Origin of the sequence: Paenibacillus apiarius (assembly GCF_017052585.1) — a bacterium.
GTDB classification, from domain to species: domain Bacteria; phylum Bacillota; class Bacilli; order Paenibacillales; family Paenibacillaceae; genus Paenibacillus_B; species Paenibacillus_B apiarius.
This window is the reverse complement of sequence record NZ_JAFFHZ010000001.1, coordinates 5,956,876-5,969,911: the sequence shown is the minus strand read 5'-3', so window position 1 is coordinate 5,969,911 and position 13,036 is coordinate 5,956,876. Positions and strand designations below refer to the sequence as shown.

At 53.1% G+C, this 13,036-nt stretch carries 3 protein-coding genes and 1 pseudogene; 2 read left to right on the top strand and 2 right to left on the bottom strand.

Annotated features, from left to right (window positions below):
* On the top strand, positions 1–7,786 hold a 7,786-nt coding region (locus tag JSQ80_RS26235; protein ID WP_206097415.1), incomplete at its 5' end, for a non-ribosomal peptide synthetase.
* 337 nt (positions 7,787–8,123) lie between these two features.
* Here the strand turns inward: JSQ80_RS26235 and JSQ80_RS26230 are convergent.
* Together JSQ80_RS26230 and JSQ80_RS26225 are read right to left on the bottom strand one after the other, a co-directional pair.
* Positions 8,124–10,412 carry a peptidase G2 autoproteolytic cleavage domain-containing protein gene (locus JSQ80_RS26230; RefSeq protein ID WP_206097414.1) on the bottom strand — a complete coding sequence of 763 codons (2,289 nt, stop codon included), beginning with the start codon at positions 10,410–10,412 and terminating at the stop codon, positions 8,124–8,126.
* Positions 10,413–10,741: 329 nt separating this feature from the next.
* Entirely contained in the window at positions 10,742–11,359 is a 618-nt protein-coding gene (locus tag JSQ80_RS26225; RefSeq protein WP_206097413.1) for a LysE/ArgO family amino acid transporter, read from the bottom strand.
* A 159-nt stretch (positions 11,360–11,518) separates the two neighbouring features.
* Here JSQ80_RS26225 and JSQ80_RS26220 point away from each other — a divergent pair.
* Positions 11,519–12,989 (top strand): annotated as a pseudogene (locus tag JSQ80_RS26220) (aminotransferase-like domain-containing protein).
* Positions 12,990–13,036: the final 47 nt, after the last annotated feature.

Sequence of the window (13,036 nt, the reverse complement as noted above, 5' to 3'; positions counted from 1 at the left end):
GCTGGTGCCTATCGGCCGTCCGATCCCGAATCATCGGGTTTATATTGTGGATGCGAACGATCAATTGCTGCCGGTCGGTATCGCCGGGGAATTTTGCATTTCAGGCGTGGGTGTGGCCCGCGGTTACTTGAACCGTCCAGAGCTGACCGAGGAGAGGTTCGTGGACAACCCGTTCGAACCGGGCGCGCGGATGTACCGGACGGGGGATCTGGCCAAGTGGCTGCCGGATGGCAATATCGAGTATCTGGGCCGAATCGACCATCAGGTGAAGATTCGGGGGTATCGGATCGAGCTGGGCGAGGTTGAGGCGCAGCTGTTGAAGACAGCTTCGGTTCAGGAAGCGGTCGCGATTGCCCGGGAGGACGGAGACGGACAGCCGTATTTATGCGCCTATATCGTAGCGGACAAAGAGCTGACGTCAGGCGAGCTGAGAAGCGCGTTATCTCAAGAGTTGCCGGGCTACATGGTGCCTTCCCGCTTTGTGCAGCTGGAGCACATGCCGTTGACGCCAAACGGAAAAATTGACCGTAAAGCCCTGCCGGCACCAGACGGAAGCATGCAAACCGGAGCGGACTACGTGGCTCCGCGCACCGCGCTGGAAGCGCAGCTCGCGCAAATCTGGCAAGAGGTGCTTGGACTTCCGCGCGTCAGCGTGAAAGACCACTTCTTTGAGATCGGCGGACATTCGTTACGGGCAACGACTTTGGTGGCCAAGCTGCACAAAGAGATGGGGATCGAGATGCCGCTGAGGGAGGTCTTCCAATACCCGACGATTGAGCAAATGGCGGAAGTGATCACGGGCAAGGAACACCAGGCCGCGTATGTGTCCATACCGATCATAGAGGAAAGCGCCTATTATCCCGTCTCATCCGCGCAAAAACGATTGTACATTTTGAGCCAACTGGAAGGCGGAGAGCTCAGCTACAATATGCCGGGCGTCCTGGAAATGGAAGGAGCGTTGGATCGGGAGCGGCTGGAGGAAGCGTTTCGCCAACTGATTCGTCGTCACGAGACGTTGCGGACCGGCTTTGAACTGGTCGGCGGTGAAGCGGTGCAGCGGGTACACCGGGACGTGGAATTTGCGGTGGAGCACGTACGGGTGAATGAAGAGGAAGCGAACGCTCACCTTCGGGAGTTCATGCGCCCGTTTGATCTGCGTCAGCCGCCGCTCTTGCGAGTGAGACTCCTCGAACTGCAGCCGGATCGCCATTTGTTGCTTTTTGACATGCACCATATCATCTCGGACGGAGCTTCCATGGGCCTGTTCCTGCGGGAGTTTGCGCAGTTGTACGAGGGAGCGGAGCTGCCGCCGCTTCGCATTCAGTACAAGGATTATGCGGCATGGCAGCAGGAAGAAATGCAGCGCGAACGGATGAGCAAGCAGGAATCGTATTGGCTGGATGTGTTCGGCGGAGAAATCCCGGTCCTCGATCTGCCCGCGGACTATGCCCGGCCGGGAGTCAGAAGCTTTACCGGAAATACGTTTCGCTTTGTGATCGACAAGCAGAGAAGTGAAAAATTATGGCAGCTTGCCCTGCAAACCGGAACGACGCTGTACATGGTCTTGCTTGCGGCCTATACCACCTTGCTGTCCAAGTACAGCGGACAGGAAGATATAATCGTGGGAACGCCGATTGCGGGAAGAACGCATGCGGAGCTGGAGCCGCTTCTGGGGATGTTCGTGAACACGCTGGCGATGCGCAATGCGCCGGCGGGGGAGAAGACGTTCCAGGAGTACATGCAGGAAGTCAAAGAAAATACGCTGAGAGCCTATGAGAATCAAGACTATCCGTTTGAAGAATTGGTCAGCAAGCTGGATGTGTCAAGAGATATGAGCCGCAATCCGCTCTTTGATACGATGTTTGTTCTGCAAAACATAGAGCAAAGCGAAGTGAGCATCGAAGGGCTGACCTGTACGCTTTACCCGAACGAACATGACATCGCCAAGTTTGACCTGACATTTAGCTTGACAGAAGGAGCTGAAGGCATCGCAGGCAGCATCGAGTACGCGCGTTCGCTGTACAAGGAGGAAACGATCGAGCGGATGGCTGGGCACTTCAAGCAGGTGATAGACGCCATTCTAAGTGACCCGCACAGGAAGCTGTCGTCGATCGAGATCATCAGCCCGGAGGAGAAAGCGCAGATTCTGGAGACCTTCAACGATACGGCGGCAGACTATCCGCGAGACAAGACGATTCTTCAGTTGGTTGAGGAACAGGCGGAGCGTACGCCGGATCAAGCGGCTGTCGTATATGAGGGAAGCCACCTGACGTACCGGGAATTGAACGCAAAAGCGAATCGATTAGCACGGACGTTGCGAGCCGAAGGGGTACGGCCGGATCAGCCCGTCGGCCTCCTGGTCGAGCGTTCGCTGGAGATGATCGTGGGCCTCTTGGCGATCATGAAAGCTGGAGGCGCCTATGTGCCGATGGACCCGGAATATCCAGAGGAACGGATTGGTTACATGCTTGAGGATTCGGGAGCCAAGCTGTTATTGACACAGAGCCATTTGCAGAAGGGTGAATCGTTTGAGGGAAAACGGTTGATGCTGGATGACGAACGAATGTACAGTGAAGCCGGATCGAATTTGCAGCCGGTTGCCGGGCCGGATCATCTGGCCTATGTGATCTATACGTCGGGAACGACGGGCAAACCGAAAGGGGTGATGGTTGAGCATCGGGGCCTGTGCAATCTGAAGCGCCTGTTTGAGGAGACGCTGCACATCGGAGCACAGGACAATGTTGTCCAATTCGCCAGCTTGTCCTTTGATGCGTCGTGCTGGGAGATTTTCAAGGCGCTCTTTACGGGCGCGACGTTGTATATTCCGGCGAAAGAGACGATTTTGGATCCTCGGTTATTTGAAAGCTATATGAGCCGTCATCGCATTACGGCCGCTATTTTACCGCCGACCTACGCGGCCGCCTTAACTCCGGGCAACTTGCCGAGCTTGAAAAAGCTGATCACGGGGGGCTCCGCCAGTTCCGTGGACTTGGTTCACCAGTGGCAAGACCGGGTGCTGTATGTTAACGCCTATGGTCCGACAGAAGACTCGATTGTGACCACAATATGGCAGGCAACGACGGCCGCTCCAGCCGGGAATGCTGTTGCTCCGGTCGGGAAGCTGGTGCCTATCGGCCGTCCGATCCCGAATCATCGGGTTTATATTGTGGATGCGAACGATCAATTGCTGCCGGTCGGTATCGCCGGGGAATTTTGCATTTCAGGTGTGGGTGTGGCCCGCGGTTACTTGAACCGTCCAGAGCTGACCGAGGAGAGGTTCGTGGACAACCCGTTCGAACCGGGCGCGCGGATGTACCGGACGGGGGATCTGGCCAAGTGGCTGCCGGATGGCAATATCGAGTATTTGGGCCGAATCGACCATCAGGTGAAGATTCGGGGGTATCGGATCGAGCTGGGCGAGGTTGAGGCGCAGCTGTTGAAGACAGCTTCGGTTCAGGAAGCGGTCGCGATTGCCCGGGATGACGGAGACGGACAGCAGTATTTATGCGCGTATATCGTAGCGGACAAAGAGCTGACGGCAGGCGAGCTGAGAAAAGCGCTGTTGCAGGAGCTGCCGGGCTACATGGTGCCTTCCCGCTTTGTGCAGCTGGAGCACATGCCGTTGACGCCAAACGGAAAAATTGACCGTAAAGCCCTGCCGGCACCAGACGGAAGCATACAGACCGGAGCGGACTACGTGGCTCCGCGCACCGCGCTGGAAGCGCAGCTCGCGCAAATCTGGCAAGAGGTGCTTGGACTTCCGCGCATGGGCGTAAAGGACCACTTCTTTGACATCGGCGGACATTCGTTGCGGGCAACGACTTTGGTGGCCAAGATGCACAAAGAGATGGGGATTGAGATGCCCCTGAGGGAGGTCTTCCAATACCCGACGATTGAGCAAATGGCGGAAGTCATCACGGGCAAGGAACACCAGGCCGCGTATGTGTCCATACCGATCATAGAGGAAAGCGCCTATTATCCCGTCTCATCCGCGCAAAAACGATTGTACATTTTGAGCCAGCTGGAAGGCGGAGAGCTCAGCTACAATATGCCGGGCGTCCTGGAGATGGAAGGAGCGTTGGATCGGGAGCGGCTGGAGGAAGCGTTTCGCCAACTGATTCGTCGTCACGAGACGTTGCGGACCGGCTTTGAACTGGTCGGCGGTGAAGCGGTGCAGCGGGTACACCGGGACGTGGAATTTGCGGTGGAGTACGTACGGGTGAATGAAGAGGAAGCGAACGCTCACCTTCGGGAGTTCATGCGCCCGTTTGATCTGCGTCAGCCGCCGCTCTTGCGAGTGAGACTCCTCGAACTGCAGCCGGATCGCCATTTGTTGCTTTTTGACATGCACCATATCATCTCGGACGGAGCTTCCATGGGCCTGTTCCTGCGGGAGTTTGCGCAGTTGTACGAGGGAGCGGAGCTGCCGCCGCTTCGCATTCAGTACAAGGATTATGCGGCATGGCAGCAGGAAGAAATGCAGCGCGAACGGATGAGCAAGCAGGAATCGTATTGGCTGGATGTGTTCGGCGGAGAAATCCCGGTCCTCGATCTGCCCGCGGACTATGCCCGGCCGGGAGTCAGAAGCTTTACCGGAAATACGTTTCGCTTTGTGATCGACAAGCAGAGAAGTGAGGAATTAGGGCAGCTTGCCAGGCAGACCGGAACGACGCTGTATATGGTATTGCTTGCGGCCTATACTACCTTGCTGTCCAAGTACAGCGGACAGGAAGATATTATCGTGGGAACGCCCATTGCGGGAAGAGCGCATGCGGATCTGGAGCCGATTGTGGGGATGTTCGTGAACACGCTGGCGATGCGCAATGCGCCGACGGGGGAGAAGACGTTCCATGAGTATGTGCAGGAAGTCAAACAAAATACGCTGAGCGCCTATGAAAACCAAGACTATCCGTTTGAAGAATTGGTCAGCAAGCTGGATGTGTCAAGAGATGTGAGCCGCAATCCGCTCTTTGATACGATGTTTGTTCTGCAAAACATAGAGCAAAGAGAAGTGAGCATCGAAGGGCTGACATGTAAGCTTTACCCGAACGAACATAACATAGCCAAGTTTGACCTGACATTTAGCTTGACAGAAGGAGCCGAAGGAATCGCAGGCAGCATCGAGTACGCAAGCTCACTGTTCCAGGAAGAAACGATCGAGCGGATGGCCACGCACTTTAAGCAGGTGATAGACGCCATTATAAGTGACCCGCACAGGAAACTGTCGGTGATCGAGATCATTAGCCCAGATGAGAAAGCGCAGATTTTGGAGACCTTCAATGATACGGCTGCAGACTATCCGCGGGACAAGACGATTCATCAGTTGTTTGAGGAACAGGCGGAGCGTACGCCGGAGCGAGCGGCTGTCGTATACGAGGGAAGCCAACTGACGTACCGCGAATTGAACACAAAAGCAAATCAGCTAGCGCGAACGTTAAGAGCCGAAGGGGTGCAGCCGGATCAGCTGGTCGGCATCTTGGCCGAGCGTTCGCTGGAGATGATCGTTGGCATCCTGGCGATTATGAAAGCCGGAGGCGCCTATGTGCCGATGGACCCGGAGTATCCGGAGGAACGGATTGCCTACATGCTCGAGGATTCGGAAGCCAAGCTTGTACTGACCCAGAGCCATTTGCAGAAGTGTGAATCCTTTGACGGTAAACGCTTGATGCTGGACGACGAACGAATGTACAGGGAAGACGGATCGAACTTGCAGCCGGGTGCCGGTCCGGATCAGCTGGCCTACGTGATCTATACGTCGGGAACGACGGGCAAACCGAAAGGGGTGATGGTCGAGCATCGGGGCCTGTGCAATCTGAAGCTCCTGTTTGAGGACACGCTGCACATCGGAGAACAGGACAACGTTGTCCAATTTGCCAGCTTGTCGTTTGATGCGTCGTGCTGGGAGATGTTCAAGGCGTTATTTACGGGTGCGACTTTGCATATTCCTGCGAAAGAGACCATTTTGGATTCTCGGTTATTTGAAGACTATATGAGCCGTCATCACATAACTGCCGCTATTATACCGCCAACCTACGCGGCCGCCTTACATCCGGGCAACTTGCCGAGCTTGAAAAAATTGATCACAGGGGGCTCCGCCAGCTCAATTGATTTGGTTCAGCAGTGGCAAGACCGCGTGTTGTATTTCAACGCTTATGGTCCGACAGAAGACTCGGTTGTAACCACGATATGGCCGGCATCTGCTGTCGCTGCTGCCGGGAAGCTGGTGCCTATCGGTCGTCCGCTCCCGAATCATCGGGTTTATATCGTGGATGCGAACGATCGATTACTGCCGGTCGGCATAGCCGGGGAACTATGCATTTCAGGCGTGGGTGTGGCGCGCGGTTACCTCAACCGTCCGGAGCTGACCGCAGAGAGGTTCGTGGACAACCCGTTCGAACCGGGCGCGCGGATGTACCGGACCGGTGATCTGGCCAAGTGGCTGCCCGATGGCAATATCGAGTATTTGGGCCGAATCGACCATCAGGTGAAGATTCGGGGTTACCGGATTGAGCTTGGCGAGGTGGAAGCACAGCTCCTGAAGGTAGTATCGGTTCAGGAAGCGGTCGCGATCGCACGGGAGGATGGAGACGGGCAGCAGTATTTATGCGCGTATATCGTAGCGGACAAAGAGCTGACGGCAGGTGAGCTGAGAGAAGCGCTGTTGCAGGAACTGCCGGGCTACATGGTGCCTTCCCGCTTTGTGCAACTGGAGCAAATGCCGCTGACCCCAAACGGCAAGATCGATCGCAAAGCGCTGCCGGTTCCCGAAGGAAGCATGCAGACTGGAGTCGACTATGTGGCTCCGCGCACAGCGGTGGAAGCGCAGCTCGCGCAAATCTGGCAAGAGGTGCTTGGACTTCCGCGCATTGGCGTGAAGGACAACTTCTTTGACAATGGGGGGCACTCTTTAAAAGTGCTGCAATTGACTCAGAAGATTCATGCAGAGATGGAGATGGATATTCCTCTTCGTGTCGTATTTGAGATGCCTTCCATAGAAGAAATGGCTATTGAGCTTTTACAACGAAAGTTTAACAAGTTTGAACAACAGAATGGAAGCAATATCATAAAACTGAACAAAAATGGATTGATGAATGTTTTCTGCTTTCCTCCCGCGCTGGGATATGGCATTGCGTTTTCCGAAATGGCCAAACATCTTGAAGACCACTGTGTAGTCTACGCTATCGAATTTATAGAAGGTAACTATGCTCACACAGATATGCTGGATCAATACGTGGATTCTATTATAAGTATTCAAGAGAAAGCGCCTTATGTATTTTTGGGTTACTCTGCGGGAGGCAATCTGGCGTTTGAAGTTTCCAAAGCAATGGAAAAGAGAGGGTACGAAGTATCGGATATCATTATGGTAGACTCGGTGAAACAAACGAGTCGGATAGAAGAATCGCCTGAGGAAATAGACCATCATATCACTCAATTATTGGAGGTTGTTCCTAAGCATTTTAAACAAGTTCTAAATGCACCAGTTACAAGGGATAAAGTAAGAAGTAAAATGCGTGCTTATCATATGTATTGGAATGAACTAGTAAATACAGGGGTCGTCCAAGCGAACATCTACGGTTTGGTTGCAGACAGTTCACCAATCAGGGAAGCTGAAAATCACGATGTTCTATTATGGAAACAGGCAACCTCAAAATGTTATGTCGAGTATGAGCTGCACGGCCAACATATGGAGGTGCTTGTACCCGGTTTTGTCGAGGAAAACGCGAAGGTCATTCAACGCATCATAAAAAAAATATTCGAAACAACCCATCCGGTATATAGTTTTTAGCGGAAAATGAAACATCACCAAATGGCACCGAGCTGATTGTTCACTTTTGGCGCCATTTGGTGTAGACAAAAACAAACATTCGCTAGAAAAGCGTCAACACGATGTGGCTATGAGCGTACGGAACGAATCGTTAAAAAGCATAGCGCTCTCGAGGCGGTATCGAGAATGACTCTTCTATATAAAACGTTTTCCTATACTTATGGCCCTGCCGTGCTCATGGACGGTTTTGTTGTGGGAAAGCCTTGATTCTATCGAATGTAGGATCAAGGCCTTTTTTCTCTTAACATATTCACGTAGTGGTTGTAGGTCTTACGCTAAAAAAATGATTCCCGATAATCTATCTGAACAAGACTAGAATCTGATTCGGTCCCGTCCGCTTCATAACCCGGTACCCCTGCTCGGCAGCGGTGGCAATTCCTTCATCGTCAGGCTGGCAATAGCCGTTAACTTGGCAGGCGCCGTCATCGCGGACAAGCAGTTTCCCGTTCAGACCGACGGGTGCCCACTCGGGCTTATCGAGGCGGGATGCGCATTTCTGGTCTGGTGCCCAATCCGGATTCAATCTCGGTCTTGATTCGGTTCGTTCCGGTTCGATGATGCGTTCGTCCCTCGTAATGGCAGGAATGACAACATCATGATATTGAATTCGATTCCACTCGTCATAGAGGAATTTGCTGCAGCTTGGATCTGCGGCATCTCCCAATATTCCATAGTTGGAGCTTGTAATTCCCAAGATATAATCATCATTGGCATTAGCCTTCCGGATTTTATCACCGTCGAGAGTTACAAAATATCCTGCATCAATGGTCTGTCCATCTGTAGTCTCGAACATTTCGGCATAATTGGAGGCTCCGGCAATCGGGCTGAAGAAGGAGCCGGTAACGCTGTTGTCAAAGCGGGCGCTGCCATCGCCGGCTATTTTCGCCACGATGCCATTCGGGTCGTATGGAACTGCTCCGTTGGCCAGAAACCAGGCATTTTCTTCGTTTGCGGCACCATTTATCCCCATGATATGAGCTCTCGCAAATTCGTTGGTGGTGGTGCTGTTGCCTTCCGCATGAGAGGAAGCTCCGCTTGCTACCGTACTCGTATTCTGAGCGTGAGCATCAAGTCCGCTTGCCTCGGATTTGTATCCCTCGACATGGGTATTTGTCCCGCTGGCGATGGTCTCTTCACCTTCCGCATGAGCATTTATCCCTGTCTCCGTTGTTTGAGATTGATATCCCTCGGCATGAGAGTAGGCTCCGTCTGCTAATGTTCTGCCTCCTTCGGCATGGGACGCTCCTCCATAAGCTTTTGTGTAATAACCTTCGGCATGGTCGGCCGTAAAGTTTGCCCTTGTGTAATAACCTTCTGAATGGGAGCCGTAGCCGCTCGCTGCAGTGCCTATTCCTTCGGCATGGCTCGCTTGCCAATATGCTTCGGTCTGAATGCCCTCGGCATGACAAGCTTCCCCGCTAGCCAGAGTTCCGAAACCTTCCGCATGACAGCCAGAACCGAATGTACGGGTATTTTGTCCTTCCGTATGAGTAGCTGATCCCTCAGCTACTGTGCTAAATCCCTCGGCATGAGAACCAGATCCTTTAGCGAAACATGTATATCCTTCGGCATGAGCGGCAAGCCCACTCGCAAAGGAACCACGTCCCTCGACATGTGTGCTTTCTCCCTCTGCCGTTGTACCTGATCCTTCGGCATGAGAACTTTGCCCCCTCGCGGAAGTAAATTCCCCTTCCGCATGGGAATAATCGCCGCTTGCTTCCGTCTGGTTGCCTTCGGCATGCGAAGACCTTCCGCTGGCAATCGTTCTTTCTCCTTCCGCATGGGCGCTAATGCCTGTCTCCTCGGCCCTCGTAAGATAACCTTCGGCGTGGGAATAGACTCCATATGCAGTTGTTTCCCCGCCTTCCGCATGGGCGAACGCTCCGAATGCTCTTGTATGATAGCCTTCCGCATGGGCGGCCGTAGCGTTTGCGGCTGTTCGTTCGCCTTCCGCATGAGCGCCTTGGCCAGCTGCTACTGTCTCAATGCCTTCGGCATGAGAACCAACGCCTAGGGTAGTGGATGATATTCCTTCCGCGTGCGCTCCCTTACCGTTTGCTTCGGTCTGAATGCCTTCGGCGTGAGAGGCATTCCCTCTAGCAATCGTTTCTTCACCTTCGGCATGAGCATTCATGCCGTTCACAGTGGTCTGCGTTTTAAAGCCTTCAACGTGTGAATTTTCTCCTGCCGCCCTTGTTTGCGAGCCTTCCGCGTGAGAAGCATTGCCGCTCGCGTTCGTCTGAAATCCTTCCGCATGAGCTGCAAACCCGTGTGCCGTTGTCATCGAACCTTCAGCATGAGACGCATCGCCGCCAGCAACGGTATGTGCCCCTTCGGCATGGGAGACGAACCCGCTTGCTGTCGTTGTTGAGCCCTCAGCGTGAGAAGCGTCTCCGCTTGCCGTCGTTTGAGCTCCTTCGGCATGGGAGACGAACCCACTTGCTGTCGTTGTTGAACCTTCAGCATGAGAAGCGTCTCCAAAGGCGGTTGTGCTTGCCCCTTCCGCATTGGACGCAAATCCGTTTGCCGTTGTATTGGACCCTTTTGCATCAGAACAGGCTCCAAGCGGCTGTTGATTACATGACATAGGAGCGAACCTCCCAATATATGAATTTATAAAATCTACTATACAATATGATAGATTCTATTTCGCAGTAACGGCGAACCGAATAATCAAATATATAATATTCAGGTCGTCCGTACCTGCCAATACATTCAAAGCATCCCATGTAACGAACAGCTTGTTCCCGCAGTCTCTTATGCCCAAAAAAGTGGAAGAGACGAAACCCTCCGCGCCTTTGTGCATCCGATAAGCTTCGCTCAATTGTCTGGTAACGAATGCGTTATCGTGCAGTCCTTCCTAGATGATTAATAGTGTTAAATAAATGATTAACTACATTAAGTAATTCCAATTCTCTATAAGGACGTGATCATCGTCATGCCCATATACACGGCGATGAGCCATATCGTCAGCGCCGAAATTTTGTTCAAGCCGCGCATCAACCTGCCGGAATTGTCCAACGTCCGAAGTATTCGGCCAGCAATGGCCAAGCCGAAAAACCACAACCACGATATGCCAATCGTCGCCCCGATAAAGGCCCACTTGTCGGTACCGATATATTGAAGCGAATTCGTGCCGATGACGCCGATCGTATCCATCAGGGCGTGCGGATTCAACAGCGATACTGACAGCGCGAAGAGAACTTGCCTTTTAATGGATAGCTGCCCATGTTCACTGTGATCCGTCGAAACCTCGGCTTTCCACAAGCTCCATCCCATATAGAGCAGAAAAAAGAACCCTGCGACATAGAGCAGGCTTTTTAACCACATCCATTGCAAAATAAGCAGAGACACGCCGCCCACCGCCAATGAAATGAGCATTGTATCACAGAGCGCAGCCGTTATAATGACTGGAATCACCCGGATGAAGCGGGGCTGAATCGCTCCTTGGTTGAAAATAAACACATTTTGAACGCCTAACGGCAGGATTAAGCCGAAGGCGAGCAATACACCGTGCACAAAAGCTTCTGCCATTCTAACGCCTCTTTCCTCCATGCTGTACTGAATCAACGCGTTGTTCAGCATCAAGAATATCTGATCTGAAGTGGATTGTCCCCAACCATTTGGTTGTATAGCAGCCCAACCAAACATTATAATGGGTAGACGATAAATGGTACGGGAGAGTGTTGTCGCATGGATGATATCGATTGGAGACCGGATCCGTCTTTGCCGATTCCGTTATACCGACAGATTGAAGAGTTAGTTCATGAAGCGGAAGATAGCGGGCGGGGAATGGACGGTAGGCATGAAGCTGCCTTCTCAGCGCGACTTGGCCGCTGCTTTCCAAGTGAATCGAAGCACGCTCGTTACGGCGTTGGAACAACTGACGTCACAAGGATATATCGCAGGGAAAAGCGGGGGCGGAACGACAATTATTCATCATCAGCCGGAACGACAAGAGGAAGCGCCGCCTCCGCCGAATTGGAATGCGTACGTGGAGGACGGCGTTCACTATCCGAATCTGCCGACGATTCAGACGATTAACCGAATGGAATTCGATCCGGAGATAATTCGGCTCGGGACGGGGGAATTGTCTCCAGAGCTGCTCCCGCAACGGCAGCTTCAACAGTTGTTCGCCGAACTGGCCCGGCAGCACGTGCCTCTCGGATATGAAGAAGCGTTAGGTTCCTACGCGCTGCGTTCACAGGTAAGTGCTCATCTCAAAACGATTGGCATTGCCGCGCCGCCGTCCGCTATTTTAATTGTGTCCGGGTCGTTGCAGGCTTTTCAGCTTATCTCGGCTGGCCTGTTGGAAAAAGGATCTGCGATGCTGCTCGAGAAGCCGTCCTATTTATACTCAATCCACGCCTTTCAATCCGCTGGAATGAAGCTTATCGGCTTGCCGATGGACGAGTCCGGGCTGCAAGTGTCTCATGTCGAGCGCTTCAAACGGCAATATGATGCCTCGCTGCTGTATACGATACCTACCTTTCATAATCCGACGGGGACGATCATGGGAGAAGCCAGAAGACGGGAGCTGCTGCAGACGAGCCGCCGAATCGGTTTGCCGATTCTTGAAGATGGCGCATATGAGGAGCTGTGGTTCGACGACGAAGCTTTGCCGCCGCCACTGCGTGCCCTGGATATGCATGGGCAAGTATTGTACGTGGGCACAATGTCCAAGGTGGTAAGTCCCGGCTTACGAATCGGATGGGTGGTCGGACCGCAACCGGTCATCGAACGATTGGCCGACATTAAGATGCAGACCGATTACGGCTCCAGCTCCTTGTCGCAGGCTGCTGCCGCGGAGTGGTTCGGGGCGGGATTGCATGCGGAGCATTGCCGAGTCATTCGCAGGCAATTGAAGGAGCGGCGTGATTGCATGCTGCGGCTGCTTGACGCGCATTGGTCTGATTTTGCAACCTGGAACACGCCGAAGGGCGGATTCTATATATGGGTAACGCTGCACGTCGAGATTTCGATGGCCGCATTATTCGAACGCGCTCTAAAGCGGGGCATACTCATCAATCCGGGCTATATCTATGATCGTTCAGCCAAGAAGCAGCTGCGATTGTCCTATTCCTATGCTTCCTTTAGCGAGATGGAAAGCTCGGTGCGGCAGTTGGCTGCACTTATTGGGCAGCTTGGCAATCATTTGCGTTGAATAGCACGGACAACTGTACGGAAGGCAAACTTTTTTTACTCTATTGA